The organism is Kocuria sp. SM24M-10 (genome assembly GCF_001027955.1).
Taxonomy (GTDB): Bacteria; Actinomycetota; Actinomycetes; order Actinomycetales; family Micrococcaceae; genus Kocuria; species Kocuria oceani.
The window spans coordinates 12,595-32,953 of record NZ_LDNX01000073.1; the positions used below are offsets into that span (position 1 = coordinate 12,595).

The 20,359-nt window shown below is 73.3% G+C and carries 16 protein-coding genes; 8 read left to right on the top strand and 8 right to left on the bottom strand.

The genetic code is table 11. The features are described 5' to 3' along the window. Positions 1–2 precede the first annotated feature (2 nt). From ABL57_RS08760 to ABL57_RS08780, 5 genes are all read right to left on the bottom strand, one after another. Positions 3–2,345 (bottom strand): DEAD/DEAH box helicase, encoded by a 2,343-nt coding sequence (locus ABL57_RS08760; protein ID WP_047803080.1) that lies wholly within the window; start codon positions 2,343–2,345, stop codon positions 3–5. Positions 2,346–2,457: 112 nt separating this feature from the next. Continuing rightward, positions 2,458–4,236 carry an alpha-glucosidase gene (locus ABL57_RS08765; protein WP_047803081.1) on the bottom strand — a complete coding sequence of 593 codons (1,779 nt, stop codon included), beginning with the start codon at positions 4,234–4,236 and terminating at the stop codon, positions 2,458–2,460. Next, on the bottom strand, positions 4,233–5,141 hold the full coding sequence (locus ABL57_RS08770; protein ID WP_047803082.1) for a carbohydrate ABC transporter permease: 909 nt from the start codon (positions 5,139–5,141) through the stop codon (positions 4,233–4,235). The genes ABL57_RS08765 and ABL57_RS08770 overlap by 4 nt, the downstream gene beginning before the upstream one ends. Next, positions 5,141–6,052, bottom strand: coding sequence for a carbohydrate ABC transporter permease (locus tag ABL57_RS08775; RefSeq protein ID WP_082157328.1), 912 nt, complete (start codon positions 6,050–6,052; stop codon positions 5,141–5,143). Before ABL57_RS08775 ends, ABL57_RS08770 begins: the two co-directional genes overlap by 1 nt. Continuing rightward, positions 6,049–7,326, bottom strand: a complete 1,278-nt coding sequence (locus ABL57_RS08780) for an ABC transporter substrate-binding protein (RefSeq protein ID WP_047803083.1) — start codon at positions 7,324–7,326, stop codon at positions 6,049–6,051. Before ABL57_RS08780 ends, ABL57_RS08775 begins: the two co-directional genes overlap by 4 nt. A 185-nt stretch (positions 7,327–7,511) precedes the next feature. Between ABL57_RS08780 and ABL57_RS08785 the strand changes: the two genes are divergently transcribed. Continuing rightward, on the top strand, positions 7,512–8,708 hold the full coding sequence (locus tag ABL57_RS08785) for an ROK family transcriptional regulator (RefSeq protein WP_238986016.1): 1,197 nt from the start codon (positions 7,512–7,514) through the stop codon (positions 8,706–8,708). A gap of 220 nt (positions 8,709–8,928) precedes the next feature. Further along, positions 8,929–9,819, top strand: a complete 891-nt coding sequence (locus tag ABL57_RS08790; RefSeq protein WP_047803085.1) for an aldose 1-epimerase family protein — start codon at positions 8,929–8,931, stop codon at positions 9,817–9,819. Between the two features lie 127 nt (positions 9,820–9,946). On the opposite strand, the gene ABL57_RS08795 is transcribed toward ABL57_RS08790, so the two are convergent. Beyond that, the gene (locus ABL57_RS08795; protein WP_047803086.1) at positions 9,947–10,579 is read right to left on the bottom strand and encodes an NAD(P)-dependent oxidoreductase; all 633 of its coding nucleotides are present in this window, start codon (positions 10,577–10,579) and stop codon (positions 9,947–9,949) included. Here ABL57_RS08795 and ABL57_RS08800 point away from each other — a divergent pair. Beyond that, positions 10,578–11,189, top strand: a complete 612-nt coding sequence (locus tag ABL57_RS08800; RefSeq protein WP_082157330.1) for a MarR family winged helix-turn-helix transcriptional regulator — start codon at positions 10,578–10,580, stop codon at positions 11,187–11,189. The genes ABL57_RS08795 and ABL57_RS08800 overlap by 2 nt on opposite strands. 258 nt (positions 11,190–11,447) lie before the next feature. On the opposite strand, the gene ABL57_RS08805 is transcribed toward ABL57_RS08800, so the two are convergent. Beyond that, entirely contained in the window at positions 11,448–13,358 is a 1,911-nt protein-coding gene (locus ABL57_RS08805; protein ID WP_047803087.1) for a glycoside hydrolase family 2 protein, read from the bottom strand. A gap of 120 nt (positions 13,359–13,478) precedes the next feature. Next, positions 13,479–14,492 (bottom strand): LacI family DNA-binding transcriptional regulator, encoded by a 1,014-nt coding sequence (locus ABL57_RS08810; protein ID WP_047803088.1) that lies wholly within the window; start codon positions 14,490–14,492, stop codon positions 13,479–13,481. 186 nt (positions 14,493–14,678) lie between these two features. Between ABL57_RS08810 and ABL57_RS08815 the strand changes: the two genes are divergently transcribed. The 5 genes from ABL57_RS08815 to galK all read left to right on the top strand — a co-directional run bounded on the left by ABL57_RS08815 (position 14,679) and on the right by galK (position 20,326). Beyond that, on the top strand, positions 14,679–16,019 hold the full coding sequence (locus ABL57_RS08815; protein WP_053004848.1) for an extracellular solute-binding protein: 1,341 nt from the start codon (positions 14,679–14,681) through the stop codon (positions 16,017–16,019). A gap of 10 nt (positions 16,020–16,029) precedes the next feature. Beyond that, on the top strand, positions 16,030–16,956 hold the full coding sequence (locus ABL57_RS08820) for a carbohydrate ABC transporter permease (RefSeq protein WP_047803089.1): 927 nt from the start codon (positions 16,030–16,032) through the stop codon (positions 16,954–16,956). A 1-nt stretch (position 16,957) separates the two neighbouring features. Continuing rightward, on the top strand, positions 16,958–17,875 hold the full coding sequence (locus ABL57_RS08825; RefSeq protein ID WP_047803090.1) for a carbohydrate ABC transporter permease: 918 nt from the start codon (positions 16,958–16,960) through the stop codon (positions 17,873–17,875). Positions 17,876–17,987: 112 nt separating this feature from the next. Then, entirely contained in the window at positions 17,988–19,088 is a 1,101-nt protein-coding gene (gene galT, locus ABL57_RS08830; protein WP_047803096.1) for a galactose-1-phosphate uridylyltransferase, read from the top strand. Beyond that, a complete protein-coding gene (gene galK / locus ABL57_RS08835; RefSeq protein ID WP_047803091.1) occupies positions 19,085–20,326 on the top strand; it encodes a galactokinase in 1,242 nt (413 codons plus the stop codon). Before galT ends, galK begins: the two co-directional genes overlap by 4 nt. Positions 20,327–20,359: the final 33 nt, after the last annotated feature.

Genomic DNA, 20,359 nt, shown 5'->3' on the forward strand with positions numbered 1-20,359 from the left:
GCTCAGGCGCCCGGGGCGTTGCGCAGCAGGGCGTCGATCAGTTTCACCGCGCCGTGCTTGTCCAGCGGGTTGTTGCGGTTGCCGCACTTGGGCGACTGCACGCAGGACGGGCAGCCGTGCTCGCACTCGCAGGAGGAGATCGCCTCACGGGTCGCGCGCAGCCACGCGACCGCGGTGTCGTAGCCGCGCTCCGCGAAGCCCGCGCCGCCGGGGTGCCCGTCGTAGACGAAGACCGTGGGCAGCTCGGTGTCGGCGTGCAGGGCGGTGGAGAGCCCGCCCACGTCCCACCGGTCGCACGACGCCACGAGCGGGAGCAGGCCGATGGCGGCGTGCTCGGCCGCGTGCAGGGAGCCGGGGACGTCCGGCTCCTCGATCCCGGCGCCGTTCAGCACCGGCCCGGGCACGGTGAACCACACGGACTTGGTGAACAGGTCCCGGGCGTCGAGCTCGAGAGGCTCCTCGCCGAGCACCTCGTTGGAGGTCACGGCCTTGCGCTGGAAGGAGACCACCTTCGTGGTGACCTGCACCTGGCCGAAGTGGACGGTCACCGGCCCCCACGTCTCCGAGCGCTCCTCCGCCACCACGGTGACCTGGGTGACGTCCCGGGCGGTCGTGTAGAAGTCCGGGTGCGCCCGGGTCACGGCCGCGTAGGAGTCCGCCTCGTTGAGCTCGTCGACGAGGTAGGTCCGCCCCTGGTGCACGTACACGGCCCCGGGGTGGGCCTGGTAATGGGACTGCGGGGCGTCCATGGTGCCCAGCACCGCGCCCGTGTCGGTCTCGATGATCCGGATCGGCCCGCCCCCGTCCGAGCGCAGGGAGACCATCCCGGCCGCGGACTGCGGGTGCGTCCAGAACCACCCGCTCGGCCGGCGGCGCAGGTGCCCGTTGGCCACCAGGGAGGAGAGCACCTCCGCCGCCGTGGGGCCGAACGCGCCGACCTCCTCGGCCCGCAGCGGCTGCTCGGCCGCCGCCGCGCACAGGTGCGGGGCCAGCACGTAGGGGTTCGAGGGGTCGAAGACGGTGGCCTCGACGTCCACGTCGAAGACGGCCTCCGGGTGGTTCACCAGATAGGTGTCGAGGGGGTCGTCGCCGGCCACGAACGCCGCCAGCGCCTCCTGCCCGGCCCGGCCCGCCCGGCCGATCTGCTGGAAGAAGGAGGCCCGGGTGCCGGGCCAGCCCGCCACCACCACGGCGTCCAGGCCCGCCACGTCGATGCCGAGCTCCAGGGCGGAGGTGCTGGCCACGCCGAGCAGCCGCCCGTCCCGCAGGGCCGCCTCCAGGGCACGGCGCTCCTCGGGCAGGAAACCGGAGCGGTAGGCCGCCACCCGGTGGGCCAGCGAGGGGTCGACCTCCTCGAGCTGGCGGTGCGCGATCTGGGCGATCGTCTCCGCGCCGCGCCGGGACTTGATGAAGGCGATCGTCCGGACCCGGTGCAGCACCAGGTCCGTGAGCATGTCGGCGGCCTCGGCCAGCGCGGTCCGGCGCACCGGGGCGTCGTTCTCGCCCACGCCGTCCGTCTGCTCGGGCTCCCAGAGCACCACGGTGACCGGCCCGTGCGGGGAGAAGTCCGTGGTCACCGGCGTCACCTCGGCCTCGGGCACGCCCACGAGCCGGGCGAAGGAGGCGTGCGGTTCGAACGAGGTGGCCGAGGCCCCGATGAAGACGGGGTCGGCGCCGTAGGCCCGGCAGATCCGGCGCAGCCGCCTCATGAGGTTGGCCACGTGCGAGCCGAAGACCCCGCGGTAGGAGTGCGCCTCGTCCACGACGACGTACCGGAGCCGGCGGAAGAACCGGGACCAGCGCGCGTGGTTGGGCAGCACCCCGTAGTGCAGCATGTCGGGATTGCACAGCACCACGTCCGCGTGGTCCCGGACCCAGCGGCGCTCGGCCGGGTCGGTGTCGCCGTCGTAGGTGGCGGCGCGCAGGGTCGGCAGGCCCAGCGCCTCCAGCCCCTTGAGCTGGTCGGCCGCCAGGGCCTTGGTGGGCGAGAGGTACAGGGCCGTGGCCTCGTCCGGGTGGCGCACCATGCCGGGATGCGCGAGCGCGGCCAGCCGTCCCCGGTGCACGGCGTCGGCCACGGGCAGCTGGTAGGCCAGGGACTTGCCCGAGGCCGTGCCGGTGGCCACCACCACGTGCCGGGGGGCCAGCACGGCCTGGACCTGGTGCAGGTACGGCCGGTGCACGCCCAGCCGCTCGTAGGCCGCGACCACGTCCGGGTGCAGGTGCTCGGGCCACGGGGCCGTCACCGCGTCCCGGTCCGGCAGCTCCCGGACATGACGCACCTGCTCCGGCGCGTCGCCGCGGCCGAGCAGGGGGATCAGGGAGGCGTGGTCGGAGGACGGCACCGGTTCATTGTGCCACCGCGGTCCCGGCGGCCCCACCCGTGTAGGGGCCGCCGGGGCCGCGGGACGCGCCGGCCGCGGACAGGACGGGCGACCCGGCTCCGGACCCGTTCCGTCAGTCCTGTCCGGCCGCGCCGTGGACCCGCCGGTGCACGCGCGCCTCCCAGGGGGCCAGGACGGTGACGTCCGCCGGAGCGGCGCTGCCGCCCCGGTTGCCGAGCAGCACCTCGGTGCCGGCCCACGCGGCGGCGTCCGGGAGGTCGGCGCGCAGCTCCTCGCCCGAGACGTTGGCCAGCACGAGCAGCTCGACGTCGCCCAGCCGCCGGGTGAAGGCGTAGACCTGCTCGTGCTCCGGGACCAGCATCGTGAAGTCGCCCAGGGCCACCGCCGGCTCGGTGCGGCGCAGCTCGATGAGCCGGCGGTAGTGGTGGAACACGGAGCCCGGATCCGCCCGGGCGGCGTCGGCGTTGACCACGTCGTGGTTCGGGTTGACCGGGATCCACGGGGTGCCGGTGGTGAACCCGGCGTGCTCCCCGGCGCTCCACTGCACCGGGGTGCGGGCGTTGTCCCGGCCCGTCCAGCGCAGGCCCTCCAGCACGGCGGCGGGGTCCGCCCCGGCGGCCACGGCGTGCCGGTAGTGGTTGACCGACTCGATGTCCCGGAAGTCCTCGATCGAGCCGAAGTCGGCGTTGGTCATGCCCAGCTCCTCGCCCTGGTAGACGTAGGGCGTGCCGCGGTGCAGGTGCAGCAGCGTGGCCAGGCACGTGGCGGAGGCCACCCGGTGCTCCGGGGAGTCGTCGCCGAAGCGGGAGACCACCCGGGGCTGGTCGTGGTTGTTCCAGTACAGGGAGTTCCAGCCCACCTCCTCCAGGCCCTCCTGCCACCGGCCCAGGGAGGCCTTCAGATCGGTCAGGCGCAGCGGCTTCGGGTCGAACTTGCCGCCGGGGCCGTGGTCGAGGTTGACGTGCTCGAACTGGAAGACCATGTCCACCTCGGCCCGGGCCGGGTCGGTGAACAGCACCGCCTCCTCCACCGTGACGCCGGGCATCTCGCCCACGGTCAGCAGCTGGGCGTCCCGGCCGGCGAAGACCTCCCGGTGCATCTCCTGGAGGAACTCGTGGATGCGCGGCCCGTTGGTGTAGGACGCCGAGCCGTCGCCGTAGGGCGTCCCCCCGACGGGCGGCCCGTCGTGCAGGTGCCCGTCGGCGGCGACGTCCTTGCTGATCATGTTGATCACGTCCATCCGGAAACCGTCCACCCCGCGGTCCAGCCACCAGCGCATCATGGCGTGCACGGCCCGGCGCACCTCGGGGTTCTCCCAGTTGAGGTCCGGCTGCTTGGCCGAGAACAGGTGCAGGTAGTACTCGCCGGAGGCCTCGTCGAGCTCCCAGGCGGGCCCGGAGAAGATGCTCTGCCAGTTGGTCGGCTCCGCCCCGGGCGCCCCCGCCTCCATGCCGCGGCGGGGCGTGCGCCACCAGTACCAGTCCCGCTTGGGGGAGTCGGGGGAGGAGCGGGACTCCACGAACCAGGGGTGCTCGTCGGAGGTGTGGTTGACCACGAGGTCCATCACGAGCTTCATGCCGCGGGCGTGCACGGCCTCGAGCAGCTCGTCGAACTCCTCGAGCGTGCCGAAGGACGGGTCGACGTCCTGGTAGTCGCTGATGTCGTAGCCGTTGTCGTCCTGCGGGGAGCGGTAGATCGGCGACAGCCAGATCACGCCCACCCCCAGCGCCTCGAGGTGGTCCAGGTGGGCGAGGATCCCGCCCAGGTCGCCGATCCCGTCGCCGTTCGAGTCGGCGAACGAGCGGGGGTAGATCTGGTACACCACGGTGTCGGTCCACCACGCGGGGGCCGGGGCAGTGGCGAGGTCGTGCTGCTGGGGGCTGGTGGTCATTTGACGGCTCCTCGGGTCACGCCGGAGATGACCCACCGCTGGGCGAGGACGTACACCACGAGCAGTGGTGCCATCGCCATGAGGTAGGACGCGAACGCGACGGTGTAGTTGGTCTGGAACTGGGACTGGAAAACGTACTGCACGAGCGGCAGGGTCGCCTGCCCGGGGTCGGAGACGATGATGAGCGGGAGCAGGAAGTCGTTCCACGCCCACAGGCAGGTCAGGATCCCGACGGTGGCGTTCATGGGCGTGAGCAGGGGGAAGATCACCCGCCAGAAGACGCCCCACGTGCCGGCGCCGTCCATCCGGGCCGCCTCCTCGAGCTCGAGGGGGATGGAGCGGATGTAGGCGGTGAAGATGAAGATGTTGAAGGACAGGCCGTAGACGACGTACAGCAGGACCAGCCCGGCCGGGTTGTCCAGGCCCAGCTGCGCGGTCTGCTTGGCCACGGGGAGCATCAGGATGGGGAAGGGCACGAAGAGCGCGGAGACGAAGTAGAAGAACAGGCCCTTGAAGAGGCGCCGGTGCATGTTCCGGGCGATCGCGTAGGCCACCATCGAGTTCGTCAGCAGGGTCAGGGCCACGGCCGACACCGTGATGACCGCGCTGTTGAGCGCTGCCCGGGGGAAGTCCGTCAGCGTCCAGGCGTCGGCGAAGTTGGCCCACCGGACCTCGGTCGGGAGCGCGAAGCCGCTGCCGCCCAGCTGGTCGGGGGTCTTCAGGGCGGTGACCACCGTGAAGTACAGCGGCACGAGGACGGTCAGGGCCAGCACGACCAGCAGTGCGGTGAGCCACCAGTTGACCCGGGCGCCGGTGCGCCGTCGTCGGGCGGGGCGCGGGGCGGCGGCCCCGAGGGTGGGGGCGGCGGTGCCGCTGGGCGGGGCGGCGACGTGGGTGGAGGACATCAGGCGGACACCTCTTCGCGGCGGAGGACTCGGAGCTGGACGACGGCGAAGACCACCAGCACCACCATGAACACCACGGCGTTGGCGATCTGGTAGCCGTACTCCCCGCCCTGGAAGCCGCCCTTGTAGATGAGCACGGAGACGGACTCCGTGGCGGTGCCCGGTCCGCCGCCGGTCATGGCGATGATGTGGTCGAAGACCTGGAGGAAGTTCTTCAGCGACAGCACCATGTTCAGCGTGAAGAACGCCGCGATCATGGGGAACGTGATGGACCAGAACCGCCTCCACGGACCCGCGCCGTCGATGGCGGCGGCCTCGTAGAGCTCGGCCGGCACGGTCTGGAGGCCGGCGAGGTAGATAATGATGTTGAACGCGACCGCCTGCCACACGGCCAGGACGACGATCCCGACCCACGCGAGCTCGGGGTCGGCCAGCAGGGACGTCGAGAGACGGTCGATGCCCAGGGCGGCGCCGATGCTCGGCAGCGAGTTGGTGAACAGGTAGTTGAACACGTAGCCGATGACCAGCACCGCGAGCACGTTCGGCACGAAGTAGACCCCGCGCAGGGTGTTCTTGAACCTGATCCTCCCGTTGAGGCCCACGGCCAGGGCCAGGGCGAGGACGTTGACCAGGACCGTGGCCACGAGGGCGAACCGGAAGGTGAACCAGTAGGCGGCGCGCACCCTCTCGTCGCCGAACAGCGCGGCGTAGTTGGACAGCCCGACGAAGTCCCAGTCGCCGTAGCCGGGGGAGTCGGTGAAGCTGTAGAAGACCCCCTGCAGCACCGGGGCGGTGTGGAAGAGCAGGAAGAGCGCCAGTGCGGGGAGCACCATCCAGTAGTAGGCACGCCCGGGACCCGTGCGGCGGTTCCGGGGCCGGCGGGCGGTGGTCGGGCGGGTCGTGGCGCTCATCGGGACTCCACCGCTCCCAGGCCCCAGCTGCGCCGGGTGGCGACCTCGTCCCAGCTCTCGTCGAGGGACGCCAGGAACGCCTCCCGGTCCCCGTCGATGAGGTACTGCTGCAGCAGCGGACCCAGGGGGACGGCGGGGATGAACTGGTGGTCGAAGAATCCCACGATGCGCTCCTGGTCGATGTAGGGCTGGATCCCGGTCAGGGCGGGGTCGTCGTTGGACAGGCCCTCGAGGGTCGGCACGGCCGTCTGCTCCTCGGCGTAGTCCTGGACGACCTCGGGCTGCATGAGGAACTCGACGAAGCGCCGGACCTCCTCGGGGTGCTCGGTGTCCGCGCCGGCGGTGATCACCACGTCCACGCCGGAGACCAGGACGGTCTGCGCCGGGTCGTTCGTGGCGGGCAGGGCGAAGCTGCCGATGGTGAAGCCGGGCTCGAACGAGCGGATCTGGGGCACCGCGTAGTTGCCCAGCAGCAGCATCGCCGACTCGCCCCGGGCGAAGGCGGCGGTGCCGTCCTCGTAGCCGGTGGCCACCGGGTCCGGCTGGGTGTGCTCGAACAGCTCCGCGAGCTTCCCGGCGGCCTCCGGCCACTCCTCCTGGAAGGTCGTCTCGCCGGCGAAGCGCTGCTCCCAGAAGTCCTCGGGGGTGGTCTGTGGGACGATCGGTGCCAGCGGCGCCTGGCCGGTCCACGCGTCGGCGAGCGTCCCGTAGAAGGGGGTGACGCCGCGGTCCTCGAAAGTCCGCGCCGCGGCGATCAGCTCGTCCCACGTCTGCGGCACGGCGACGCCGTGCTCGGCGAAGAGCTCCTCGTTGTAGAGCACGCCGGCGGCGTTGGCCGCGAAGGGGACGCCGTTCACCGCCCCTTCGGAGCCCGCACCGAGCTCCTGGACGATCTCGGCGTAGGCCGGGTTGACGTCCTCCAGCGCCGCGGAGCCCGCGAAGTCGGCGAACACGCCCGCCGAGGCCAGCTCGCCGAAGGTCCCGTTGGCGTTGAGGGTCAGCACGTCCGGCACGTCCTCCTTCACCAAACGGGTACGCAGGGCGGTCTCCGGGTCGGGGACGTTGTCCACGACCACGCGCACGTCCGGGTTCTGCGCCTCGAACTGCCGGGCGAGCTCCTCGAAATAGGCCACGGCCTCGCCCTTGAACTGGAAGAACGTGATGGTGGTGGGCTGCTGCGCCTCGCCCGCGGAGCAGCCCGTCAGCAGCAGTGCGCACGCGGCGAGGCCCGTCCGGCGGAGCAGCGACCGGCGGGCGGTCGCGGAGGCCGTCACCTCGGGCCCGCTGACGGCGGGGCGGCGGGCCGGGAGGACGGGCGGGACCTGGTGCGCATGCGGATCTCCTGCGGTGGCGACCCGCGGTGGTCGCCGACCGGGTCTTCCGGGAATATATTTATGACTTAGATTTATTGCTTGGACTATTATGCGGATCACATCCGACGAGCGTCAAGGGGGATCGAGTGAGCCGTGCCGGAACATCTCCGCAGCTGCTGCGGCGGACCAACATGGGCGCGGTCCTGCAGGTCCTGCGCGACGCCGGCGTGGTCACCGTCACCGAGCTGATGGCCGCCACCGGCCTGGTTCGCACCACGGTGATCGCCGTGTGCGACGACCTGCTGGACCGAGGCTGGATCCAGGAGGTCGAGGGGTCCTCCGGGGCGCAGGTGGGCCGGCCCGCGCGGCGGTTCCGGTTCGACGACCGGGCGGGCTTCGTCGTCGGCGTGGACGTCGGCGAGGCCAGGACCACCGCCGTGGTGGCCGACCTCCGGGGCCGCGTCCTGGGCCGGGCGACCCACGTCTTCGCCGACCCGGCCCCGGCGCGGCGCCTGGGCACCGTGGACGCCGCCGTCGAGGGCGCGCTCGCGGACGCCGCCGTGGCCCCGGACGCGGTCCTGGCCGCCGCCGTGGGGATCGCCGCGCCGGTGGACCGCCGCGGCAGGATCTCCCACGGCCAGCCGTTCTGGGCGGCCTTCGACCTCGGCTTCGAGCGCCGGCTGCAGGAGCGCCGCGGCTGGCCCACCCTGCTGGCCAACGACGCCAACCTCGCCGCGATGGCCGAGCGCTGGTGCGGTGCCGCCGCCGGGGTGGACGACCTCGTGGTCATGCTGGCCGGGGAGCGGATCGGCACCGGGGTGATGGAGGCCGGCCGCCTGCTGCACGGCCGCTCCGGCGCGGCGGGCGAGCTCGGCGGCCTGGCCCTGGTGCAGGGCGTCGGCAGCCCGGACGGCATCGCGGCGCTGTGCCGGGCCTGGGGCGCCGAGGCGCTGCTGCCGGGCGCGCCGGCCACCGCGCTGCGGAACCTGGCCGGGCCCGCCGGAACGGTGGAGGCCCGCGACGTCTTCCGCGCGGCGGCCGCCGGGGACGACGTGGCCCGGCGGATCCTCGACCGGCTGGCCGAGCGCCTCGCACGGGTCATCGGCCTGCTGGGCACGCTCCTCGACCCCGAGCTGGTGGTCATCGCCGGGGCCGTGGCCGAGTCCTCCGCCGTCCTGCTGGAGGGCATCGACCAACAGCTGCCGCGGTTCACCGCCACGCCTCCGCGGGTCGCCGTCTCCGTGCTCGGGGACGCGGTCGTCTCGGTGGGAGCGGTGCGCCTGGCCCTGGACCACGTGGAGCGCCACGCCCTGGACCTGGAGCTGGGGGCGGCGGCCGGCTGAGGCCCTCCGGGCGCAGCGCGCCGCGGCCGCCGCGGAGGACCTGCGCGCCCGTGGCGTGTGCGCTGCGCCACCGGCGGCACCGCGCTGATACCGTCGATCCGGTACGCCCTTCCGCCGCCCCCGGCGCAGCAGCGGCGCCCCGCCCCGACCCGGACCGCCGTCCCGGTCGCCCACCGTCCTCGCGGCCGCCGCGAGCGGCCCCACCCTCCAGGAGGACCCCGTGACGTCGTTCCCGCTCGCCGCCGGCGGCTACACCGCACTCGTCGACACCCTCGGGGCCGCGCTGTGCGCGCTCGAGCACGACGGCAGGGCCCTGGTGGTGGCCCGGGAGCCGGGTACCACGACCGAGGACTTCCGGGGCGTCGTGTGCGCCCCGTGGCCGAACCGCCTGGCCGACGGCCGGTACCGCTTCGGCGACCGCCGGCTCGAGGTCCCCGTCACGGAGCCCGAGCGCAGGACGGCCCTGCACGGGCTGGTCTTCGACCGCGAGTGGGAGGTGGTCTCCAGCAGCTCGACGGACGTGGTGCTCGCCCTCCGACTGGGCGCGGACCCCGGGTACCCCTTCGCCGTGCGGGTGGAGGTGCGCTACACGCTCGGTGAGGACGGCCTGCGGGTGGGGATCCGGGCCCGGAACGAGGGGGAGGCCGACGCGCCCTTCGGGTGCTGCTCGCACCCCTACGTCGTGGCCGGTGCCGGGGACGTGGACGACTGGGTCCTCGAGCTCGACGCGTCGAGCATGCTGCAGGTCTCCCCCGACCGGCTGCTGCCGACCGGTCTGGAGGACACGGCGGGAGGCGCCTTCGACTTCCGGGCGGGGCGTCCGCTGCGGGGCGCCTTCGTCGACAACGCGTTCACCGGCGTGGTCCCGCACGACGGGCGGTGCACGGTCCGCCTCACCGCCCCGGACGGACACGGCGCGCTGCTCGGCTGGGACCCCCGCGCCGCCTGGGTGCAGATCCACACCGGCGACCATCTCGTGGGGGCGCCGCGCAGCGGGCTGGCGGTCGAGCCGATGGACTGCCCGCCCGACGCCTTCAACTCGGGCCAGGACCTCGTGGTGCTCGCCCCGGGGGCCGAGCACACGCTGGACTGGGAGCTCCGCGCGTTCTGAGTCCGCCGCGCCGGCTGAGCCGGGTCTGCGGACCGGCTGACTGCCCGGGCGGGGCCGAGCCGGATCCCCGGCCGTGCCGGGCCGGGGCATCCGCTCGTGCCTGATCAGGACGTCCTGCCGTGCCGGGTCAGGAGCCCCGGCCGGCCGTGGCCGCGAACGGGGCCTGCCGGATGTAGAGGCCCTGGTCGAGGACGTCGGCGAGGAAGACCGCCAGATCGGCCCGGCGCATGCCCGTGGAACGCGTGGACACGTGCGCATCGTGCTCCACCCGGCCGGTGGGGGCCCCCTCCAGCAGCCGCGGCGGTCGCACCAGCGTCCACTCCGCACCGGAGTCCTGCCACGCGGCCAGCTCCGCGGCCTTGTCGGCCACCATCGACGGGGCGAACCAGCCCATGGCGGCCGAGATCACCCGGTCCCGGACGCTTTTGCGGTCACCGGCCGCGGTGACACCGGCGCCGCTGACCCCGACGTAGCGGCTCACTCCGGCCGCGCGCAGGGCGGGCACCAGCTGCGCCACGGTCTGCCGGTGCAGGTCCGCGTCCTTCCCGCTGGGCCCCAGCGCCGAGACCACGGCGTCGACTCCGGCGAGGGCGGCGCGCAGCGCCTCGCCGTCCCTGCTGTCCCCGGCGACCACCCGCGTGTCCTCCGGGGCCCGGGACGGCTCGCGGACCAGCGCGGTCACACGGTGACCACGCCGCAGAAGCTCCTGCACCAGCAGCCGCCCGGTCCGTCCGGACGCCCCGAGCACGGTGACGTTCATGCTGCCCTCCTCCGTGGCCGTGGTGGCCGTGCGCCGGATCCGTGGGCCCGTGCGCGACGTCCTCCTGGTGCCGGGGCACCGCGTCGGCCGGGCATCGGAACGGCTCAACTCTCATGTGTATAGTACACATATGAGCGCCGATCTGTCCGTCCTCGACGACGCCCTGATCCGTCTGCGCCGGCTGTGGAGCGCCTCGCGCACCCGCGTCGTCGAGGACGGCGCCACCCCGGTGGAGATGTCCAGCCTGCTGGTGGTGGAGGCCTGCGCCCGGGGGGCGGCCGAGGGCCGTGAGGTGACCGTCGGCGATGTGGCCCGGCTCGCCGACGTCACGGCCTCGACCGCCAGCCGGCTCGTGGACCGCGCCGAGGCGGCCGGTCTGCTGCGCCGCGCCCCGTCCGCGGTCAGCGCCCGGCGCACCGCCCTGGAGCTGACCACCGCCGGGTCCGCCCTGCGCGAGCGCGCCGTGGCCGCGCGCCTCTCCTGGCTGGCCGGTCAGCTGGAGGACTGGGACCCGGCGGACGTGGCGCTGCTGGGCGGGCTGCTGTCCCGTTTCGCCGAAGGGCTGGACCCCGTCGCCGGGGCCGGCGTCCCGTCCGCCCCGGGATCGTGAACCGCAGCGCGGACGCCGGCGCCGCGGCGAGGTCGGCACACCGGGAGCCGCGTCCTGACGGTCCGGGCCGGGCGCGGGCGTCCCGGCCGACGACGGGGGAGCGGAGCCGGTGACGGCGGGGCGGGGCCGGCCATGGAAGAGCGGGGCCGGCGACAGGAGAGCAGGAGCAGGGCCGACGACGGGAGAGCAGGGCCGGCCGACGCGCACGGGCCCGGTCGTCCTCGACGACCGGGCCCGGGCGCGTGCGCCGAGGCGCGCTCAGTCCGTCCGCTGCTCGTAGGCGGCCGGACGCTGCTGCGCACGGCGCAGCCGTTCGACGTCGAACTTGTCGCCACGGTCGAAGCCGTATATCCCGTTCTTCTCCTGGAAGACGTCGGTGAGCTGGGTGTAGCAGTAGCCGAACATGTCGGGGTGGTCCAGCAGGACGTCGGTCAGGCCCTCGAAGCGGGTGTAGAACTCCTCCTCGGAGCGCACCCGGTCGCCGTAGCCCCACGAGTCCGCCTGGTCGTTGCCGACCGCCTCCCGGTCCGCGCGCCGGGCCTCGGCCTCGGCGGCCTCACGGGCGTTCCACCAGATGCCGCCGTACTCGGAGACGAAGAACGGCTGCCCCGCGTACGGCACGGAGAACTCCCGGCCGCCGTGCGGCAGGCCGATGTCCCCCAGGTCGCGGGAGCGGTTCACGAACGGGCGACCCTCGGCCAGCCCGGCCTGCTCCCGCCGGAAGGCCTCCGGGTCCTGCTCGTAGGAGTGGGAGTCGTAGACGTCGGTCTCGGGCACCCGGTGGGAGTACCCCGAGGCGTCGACGACCGGCCGCGACGGGTCGGCCAGCTTGGTCGCCAGGAACATGGCCCGGGTGACGTCGTCGAGCACGGTGATCCGGTCGTGGAGCACCTGGTGGGTCTCGTTGAGCGGGCACCAGCCCACGATCGACGGGTGGTTGACGTCGCGGCGCACCGCCTCCATCCACTGCGCCACGAAGGAGGCGTCGGGCTTCTGGTTGTGCCCCACGGGTCCCTGGCCGGAGACCCCCCAGTCGCCGAACTCGGCCCAGACCAGGTAGCCGCGCAGATCCGCGTGGTAGAGGAAGCGCTCCTCGAAGACCTTCTGGTGCAGGCGGGCGCCGTTGAACCCCGCGGCCAGCGACAGCTCGATGTCGTCGACGAGGGCCTGGTCGCTCGGCGCCGTCATCAGCGACTCGGGCCAGTATCCCTGGTCGAGGACCAGTCGCTGGAAGACCCGGCGGCCGTTGAGCCGGAACGAGTTGCCCTCGATGCTCACGGAGCGCAGGGCGGTGTAGCTGCGCACCCGGTCGAGCTCCGGGCCGTCCGCCTCGGACAGCAGGGCGACCTCCAGCCCGTACAGCTGCGGGTCGCCGACGTCCCACAGCCGCACGTCCTCCTCGGGGACGCGCAGCACGAGGCTCGGCGCGAGGTCGTAGCCGGTGGCCACGGTCTCCTCCACGACCGGCCGGCCCTCGGGGGTGCTCAGGCGCACGCGCAGGGCGCCTGCGGCCACGTTGCGGGTGAGGGGCGCCACGACGGTGAGGGTCCGGGCGGCCACGTTCGGGGTGACCTGCAGCCGGGTGAGCGCCACGGGCGGCACGCCCTCGAGCCAGACCGTCTGCCAGATGCCCGTCGTCCGGGTGTACTGGCAGTGGGTGTTCGCGTACCAGGTGGCCTGCTTCCCCCTGGCCTGCACCTCGCCGTGCAGGTCGCGGGCACGCACGGTGATCTCCACCTCGTCCCCGGGCCCGGCCACGCCGGAGAGGTCCGCGGAGAACGGGGTGAAGCCGCCGCGGTGCCGGGCGACCTCCACCCCGTCGGCCCACACCGTGGCGTCGTGGTCCACGGCCCCGAAGTGCAGGACGGGGCGCAGCCCCTGCCACTCGCCCGGGACGGTGATCCTGCGGCGGTACCACACGGCGTCCAGGAAGTCGGCGTCGCCGACGCCGGAGAGCGCGGACTCGGGTGCGAACGGCACCGTGATGGTCGCGGCCAGGGGCCGCTCGAGCAGGCCGCGGTCGATGCCGGAGTCGCTGCGGTCGATCTCGAAGTCCCACGTCCCGTTGAGGTTCAGCCACTGCTCGCGCACGAACTGGGGGCGCGGGTGCTCGGGCCGGGGGATGCCGGCCGCACCGGACGGCAGGGGTTCGAAGGCGGTGGTCGTCATGGTGGGTCCTCCAGTGGGGCAGGTGGCAGTGCCGTCCAGTCAACCGGACGGACCCGAACATTGCAACGTTAGAATTCGGGAACAGCACATGTCGCCGCGCACCGAGGGGCGGGGGAGGGTTCAGCCCCCGGGTGCGCGGACCGGACGCGAGGACTCCCGTGCGACGACCCGGTGGTCGATCACGACCCGCCCATCCTCCCGCTCGCCGAGCACGGCGGCGAGGGCCGCCTCGGCCAGGGCGTCCAGGTCCGGGGCCACGGAGGTCAGAGGGGGCATGGCGTAGCGGACCTCGTCGATGTCGTCCCAGCCGACCAGGGCCAGGTCGTCCGGCACCCTCCGACCCAGGTCCCGGGCGGCGGAGAGGGCGCCGACGGCCAGCAGGTCGTTGGCACAGACGAGGGCGTCGACCTCCGGGGACCTGCGCAGGATTTGCTGGGCGAGCCGGTGCCCGTCCTCCCGCTGCCACGAGTCCGCCGCCGCGACGAGGTCGTCGGACAGGGGCAGCCCCGCGAAGCGCAGCGCGGCACGGTACCCCTCGAAGCGCTGGCTGCCCGTGGACGTGCCGCCGACGGCCTCCGCCCCGAGGAAGCCGATGCGACGGCGGCCGCCGTCGATGAGGTGCCGCACGAGGTCCACGCTGGAGGCCACGTTGTCGATCGCGACGTGCGGGATCCGCGCGGTGGCGACCCGCTCCCCGAGCAGGACCAGCGGCGTGGGGTCCGTGCGGCGGGCCATGGCGTCGATGGTGACCGCGGACGGGGAGAAGATCAGCCCGTCGAACAACCGGCCGTGCCGGCCGTGCAGGTAGTGCTGCTCGGCCTCGATCTCGCCGCCCGACAGCTCGATCGAGACGGTGTAGCCGCGCGGCCGCGCCGCCTCCTGGAGCGTCTGGGCGAGGCGCGCGAAGTACGGGTTGCGCAGGTCGGGCACGACCAGGGCGATGGTGCGGGTCGACCCCTGCCGCAGCTGGCGGCCGATGAGGTTGGGCGTGTACCCGAGCTCCTCGACGGCCCGGAGCACCCGGGCCCGCGTCTCGGGCCGCACGACGGGGCGGTTGTTCATGACGTTGGAGACCGTCTTCCAGGACACCCCGGCGTGCTCGGCCACCTCCTTGACCCCGACCCTCTTCGCCACCCTCGTCCTCTCCGTCGTGCTCGCCCCGGGCCGCGTGCTCCGCCCGGGCCGGTAAGTCCTGTCGGGATCAAGGGTAGCCTTCCGCGAAATGCTAACGTTAGAATCCGGTAGCAGTGGTGCAGCTCACACGCCGTGCGAGGGCACCCTCTCGACCAGCCAGGACGTACTCCACGGAGTGGGAGCCAGATGAACATCAACGACACGGTCCGACCGACCCGCCGCCAGGTGCTGCGGGGATCACTGGGGGTGTTCGCGGCCGCGGCCGGGGCCTCGACACTGTCGGCCTGCGGGCCGGCGGCCGGAGCGGCAGGGGCGGGCGCCGCCGGGCGGGTCTCCGTCTGGGACCTGTTCCAGGGCGCGGACGGCGTGAACATGCGCGCCATCATCGAGGAGGTGGAGGCCGCCGTCCCCGACCTGTCCGTGCGGGCGACGACCCTGTCCTGGGGCTCCCCCTACTACACGAAGCTCGCCATGAGCTCCGCCTCCCAGCAGCCGCCGGACACGGCCATCATGCACCTGTCCCGGATGCCCGGCTACGCGCCCGGGGGCCTGCTCGAGCCCTGGGACCCGACGCTGCTGGCGGAGGTCGGGATCACCGAGGCCGACTTCACCCCGGCCCTGTGGGAGTCCTGCCACTACGAGGGCGAGCTGTTCGCGATGCCCCTGGACACCCACCCCTTCATCTCGTTCTTCGACCAGGAGATCGCCGAGCGGGCCGGCGTGCTCGAGTCCGACGGGACCGTCGAGATCTCCTCGGCCGAGCGCCTCGAGGAGGTCGGCACGAAGCTGGCCGAGGTCACCGGCGGCAAGGGCATCTCCTTCGGCTACCTGACCGACACGGGCCAGGCGTGGCGCCTGTTCTGGGGGCTCTACCGGCAGACGGGCGGCGGCTGGACCATCGAGCCCGGCCGGAAGGCGGCCCTCGACGAGGACCGTGCGGCCGAGGTGCTGCGCTCCGTCGCGTCCTGGATGGCCGGGCCCGCCATGACCGACAACCTCGACTACGAGGGAGGGCTCGCGGCCTTCCACGGCGGCCGGGTCGGGATGATCCTGTCCGGGGTCTGGGAGCTCGGCGGGCTCCAGGAGGCGGTGCCCGCCCTGGGCGCCATGCCGATGCCCACGATGTTCGGCGAGCCGGCCGTGTACGCCGACTCCCACAGCTACGTGCTGCCGAAGCAGCGGTCGATGACCGACGAGCACCGGAGAGCCGTCTACGAGTTCGTCGCCGGGGTCATCCGCCAGGGAGGTCAGCGGTGGGGGACCGCCGGGCACATCCCCGCCTACCTGCCCGTCCAGGACACCCCGGAGTACCGGTCCCTCCACCCCCAGACCGAGTACGCCTCCGCCGGCGAGCACGTCGTCTTCGACCCGCCGGCGTGGTTCACCGGTGCCGGCACCGACTTCCAGAACCGGATGTCCCAGGCACTGACGGACGCCTTCCGCGGACGGAAGCAGCCGATGGACGCCGTCGGGAGCATGCTCGCCGCCATCCACGGCTTCCTCTCCGCCCCGGACCCGACCGACTGAGGACCCCACCATGACGACCACCACCAACGCCCCCGTCACCGCGGCCCCCGTGCACGCCACGCCGCGCACCCGCGCCCGGGTCCCGGCCCGCTCCGGGATCTGGTTCCTGGCCCCCTACCTGTTCTTCTTCGCGCTGTTCCTGGTGTGGCCCATCGTCTACGGCCTGTGGATGAGCCTCACGGACCGGTCGCTGGCCTCCACCGGCTCCGAGTTCGTCGGCCTGGGCAACTACACGCAGGCCCTGACGGACCCGGACATGTGGTCCGCCCTCGGCAACACCGTCTTCTTCACCCTGATCTCCTCGGTGCCGCTCGTGGTCGTGTCCTTCGCGATGGCCTACCTGGTCTACACCGGGCTCAAGGGCCAGTGGCTGTGGCGCCTCACGTTCTTCGCGCCGTTCCTGCTGCCGGTCTCCGTGGTCACGGCCGTCTGGGGCTTCCTGTTCACCAACGACTTCGGGCTGATCAACGGGTCCCTGGACCGCCTCGGCATCGCCCAGGTCGGGTGGCTCAGTGACGAGCGGGTCGCCATGTGGTCGATCGCCCTCGTGACCGTGTGGTGGACCGTGGGCTTCAACTTCCTGCTGTACCTCTCGGCCCTGCAGAACATCCCCGACCACCTCTACGAGGCGGCGCAGCTCGACGGCGCCGGGGTGTGGCGCAGGCTGTTCTCCATCACCCTGCCCATGATGAAGAGCACCACCTGGCTGGTGATCCTCCTGCAGATCCTGGCCTCCCTGAAGGTCTTCGACCAGATCTTCCTGCTCACCGCGGGCGGGCCCAACGGGGCCACCCGATCCATCCTGCAGTACATCTACGACGCCGGCTTCACCGGCTACCGGCTCGGCTTCGCCTCCGCCACCTCCTACATCTTCTTCGCACTCATCGTCATGGTCTCGCTCGGCCAGATGTGGATCGCCCAGCGGAAGGACTCCTGACATGTCGACGACCACCCCCGCGACCGGCGCCCGTGCCCGGGCCCGCGCCCAGGCGCAGCTCGAGGCCGAGCACACCCGGCGGCTGACCCTGGGCCACGGACCCACCGGCCGGACCGTCGCCTACGCGACCGTCGCCGTGCTGGCCGCCGTCTGGGCGCTGCCCATGGTGTGGGCCGTGCTCTCCTCGCTGAAGTCGGAGGCCGACGTCTCCGCCGCGCCCCTGTCCTTCTGGCCCGAGGAGGGGTGGACGACGGAGGCCTACCGCAACGTCATCGCCGCCGGCGACCTCCCGCTGTGGATCTGGAACTCCGTCCTCGTGTCGACCCTCGTCACGGTGGTCACCGTGACGATCTCCGCGCTGGCGGCCTACGGCTTCTCCCGTCAGCGGTTCCGGGGGCGCCGCGGTCTCTTCGTCCTGACGGTCGCGGCGATCATGGTCCCGCCGCAGATCCTCATCGTCCCGCTGTTCGACCAGATGATCGCGATGCGCCTGTCGGACACCCTGCTGGGCGTGGCGCTGCCGCAGGTGGTCATGCCCCTGATGGTCATCGTGATGAAGAACTTCTTCGACCAGATCCCCGTCGAGCTGGAGGAGGCCGCACGCCTCGACGGGGCGGGGGACCTGCGGGTGTTCTGGTCGGTGATCCTGCCCCTGTCCCGCTCGATCCTCACCGCGGTCGCGATCTTCGTCTTCATCAGCGCGTGGAACAACTTCCTCTGGCCGTTCATCGTCACCAACTCGCCGGAGCTCATGACGATCCCCGTCGGGCTCGGTACGGTGAAGAATGCCTACGGGGTGCAGTACGCCCAGGAGCTCGCGAGTGCCGTGATCGGCGCACTGCCGCTGCTGATCGTGTTCATGCTCTTCCAGCGCCACATCATCCGCGGCTTCGCGACCTCCGGCATGGGGGGACAGTAGGGCCGTGCACACCTCCCCAACGACCACCCACCGTCAGGAAGGGCCCGACGTGCCCCAGCAGCAGACACCCCCGGTTCCCGCCGTCCCGACCACGCGGGGGCGGCACGCGGCCATCGCGCACCGGGTGCACCACCTGGCCGACGGGCGGGAGGCGGTGTTCTTCGCCGACCGCGGCACGGAGCCGGTCGAGCAGGTGACCGACCGTCGTCCGCTGGGGGAGCGGGCCGGGCACGGCGAGGTGCGCTTCGACCGGCTGACCGGGGAGTGGGTGGCGGTGGCCGCCCACCGGCAGACCCGCACCTATCTGCCCCCGGCCGACCAGTGCCCGCTGTGCCCGTCCGTGGGCGGGCGGGAGTCGGAGATCCCGGCGGAGGACTTCGACGTCGTCGTCTTCGAGAACCGCTTCCCGTCCCTGGGGCCGGAGCTGGGGGCGCTGCCGGTGCCGGCCGGGGCGGAGGAGCGGACGCTGTGGGGGGTCCCGTCCCCGGCCTACGGCCGGTGCGAGGTCGTGGTGTTCACCCCCGAGCACCGGGGCTCCTTCGCGGACCTGGCCCCCGAGCGGGCGCGGACGGTGGTGGAGGCGTGGGCCCAGCGCACCGAGGCGCTCTCGGGGACGGCCGGGATCCGGCACGTGTTCCCCTTCGAGAACCGCGGCGAGCAGATCGGGGTGACCCTGCACCACCCGCACGGGCAGATCTACGCCTATCCGTATCCGGCCCCGCACGCCGCCCGCCTGGCCGCCCGCTCGCGGGCGCACCTGCAGGAGACCGGGCGGGCGCTGATGGGCGAGGTGCTCGCCGACGAGACCGCGGCGGGGGAGCGGATGGTGCTGGCCGGGGAGCACTTCTCCGCCTACGTGCCCTACGCCGCGCGCTGGCCGCTGGAGGTCCACCTGCTCCCGCACCGGCAGGTCCCGGACCTGGCGGCGCTGACCGGTCCCGAGCGCGACGAGCTGGCGGTGCTCTACCAGGACCTGGTGCAGCGGGTGGACCGGCTCTACACCACCCCCACGCCCTACATCGCCGCCTGGCACCAGACCCCGGTGAACGCCGCGGACCGTGCGGCCGGGTGGCTGCACCTGCAGCTGACCAGTCCGCGGCGGGCGGAGGACAAGCTGAAGTTCCTGGCCGGTTCGGAGGCGGCGATGGGCGCGTTCATCAACGACGTCACCGCCGAGCAGACCGCCGCACGCCTGAGGGAGGCCGCACGATGACCGCACCGCGCACCCACCAGCAGACCGCCCGGCCGGGAGCCGGTCGGCACACCGGGGGCCGGGACGCCGCCCGGGCCGGCGAGCTCGCGGACCGCTTCGCCGAGGTGTACGGCCACGCCCCGGACGGGGTGTGGCGGGCCCCCGGGCGGGTGAACCTGATCGGGGAGCACACCGACTACAACGACGGGTTCGTGCTGCCCTTCGCCATCGACCGCTCCGCGATGGTGGCGGTGCGGCTGCGCCGGGCCTCGGAACCGGACCCCGGCACGGTGGAGCTGGCCTCCACCTACGCCCCCGACGGGCAGCGCCTGTCCCGGGCCCGCTTCCGCATCCCCGACCTCGCCCCGGGGGCGGTCGGCGACTGGGGGGCCTACCCGGCCGGGGTCGTGCACGTGCTGGCGGGGCTGGAGGGGGTGCAGGTGCCCGGCTTCGAGCTGCTGCTGGACTCCACCGTGCCGGTGGGCGCGGGACTGTCCTCCTCCCACGCCGTGGAGGTCGCCACGATCGTGGCCCTGAACGACCTGCTGGACCTGGGCCTGGACCGGCCGGGCATGGCCCGGCTGACCCAGCGGGCGGAGAACGAGTTCGTCGGCGCCCCGACCGGGATCATGGACCAGTCCGCCTCGCTGATGGGCCGCGCCGGGGCCGCCCTGTTCCTGGACTGCCGGAGCCTGGCCGCCGAGACCGTCCCGCTGCCGCTGGCCGAGCACGGGCTGGCGGTGCTGGTGATCGACACCAGGGTCGCCCACTCCCACGCCGACGGCGGCTACGGCGCCCGGCGGGCCTCCTGCGAGGCCGGGGCCGCCGCCCTCGGGGCCGCCTCCCTGCGCGAGGTCCCCGCCGACGCCGACCTGAGCGCCCTCGACGCGGTGACCGCCCGGCGGGTGCGCCACGTGCTGACCGAGAACGCCCGGGTGCTGGCCACCGTCGAGCGGCTGCGCGCCGGGGACGTGGCCGGCACCGGGCAGCTGCTGATCGCCTCCCACACCTCGCTGCGCGAGGACTACGAGGTCTCCTGCCCCGAGCTGGACCTCGCCGTGGAGGCGGCCCTGGCCGCCGGGGCGATCGGGGCGCGGATGACCGGCGGCGGCTTCGGCGGCTCGGCGATCGCCCTCGTGGCCGCCGGGGAGGCCGAGCGGACCGCCGCCGCGGTGACCGAGGCCTTCGCCCGGGCCGGCCACCGGGCCCCCGGCACGTTCGTGGTCGCCCCCGGGGAGGGGGCGGGCCGGGTCCGCTGAGCCCGCCGCCCCGCCCCGGGCGGACACCGCACC

Excerpts from the sequence above, each read along its gene's own strand:
- ABL57_RS08765 (WP_047803081.1), bottom strand. The coding sequence starts at position 4,236 with ATGACCACCAGCCCCCAGCAGCACGACCTCGCCACTGCCCCGGCCCCC.
- ABL57_RS08770 (WP_047803082.1), bottom strand. The coding sequence starts at position 5,141 with ATGTCCTCCACCCACGTCGCCGCCCCGCCCAGCGGCACCGCCGCCCCC.
- ABL57_RS08775 (WP_082157328.1), bottom strand. The coding sequence starts at position 6,052 with ATGAGCGCCACGACCCGCCCGACCACCGCCCGCCGGCCCCGGAACCGC.
- ABL57_RS08800 (WP_082157330.1), top strand. The coding sequence starts at position 10,578 with ATGCTGCCCTCCTCCGTGGCCGTGGTGGCCGTGCGCCGGATCCGTGGG.
- ABL57_RS08795 (WP_047803086.1), bottom strand. The coding sequence starts at position 10,579 with ATGAACGTCACCGTGCTCGGGGCGTCCGGACGGACCGGGCGGCTGCTG.
- ABL57_RS08805 (WP_047803087.1), bottom strand. The coding sequence starts at position 13,358 with ATGACGACCACCGCCTTCGAACCCCTGCCGTCCGGTGCGGCCGGCATC.
- ABL57_RS08815 (WP_053004848.1), top strand. The coding sequence starts at position 14,679 with ATGAACATCAACGACACGGTCCGACCGACCCGCCGCCAGGTGCTGCGG.
- ABL57_RS08820 (WP_047803089.1), top strand. The coding sequence starts at position 16,030 with ATGACGACCACCACCAACGCCCCCGTCACCGCGGCCCCCGTGCACGCC.
- ABL57_RS08825 (WP_047803090.1), top strand. The coding sequence starts at position 16,958 with ATGTCGACGACCACCCCCGCGACCGGCGCCCGTGCCCGGGCCCGCGCC.
- galK (WP_047803091.1), top strand. The coding sequence starts at position 19,085 with ATGACCGCACCGCGCACCCACCAGCAGACCGCCCGGCCGGGAGCCGGT.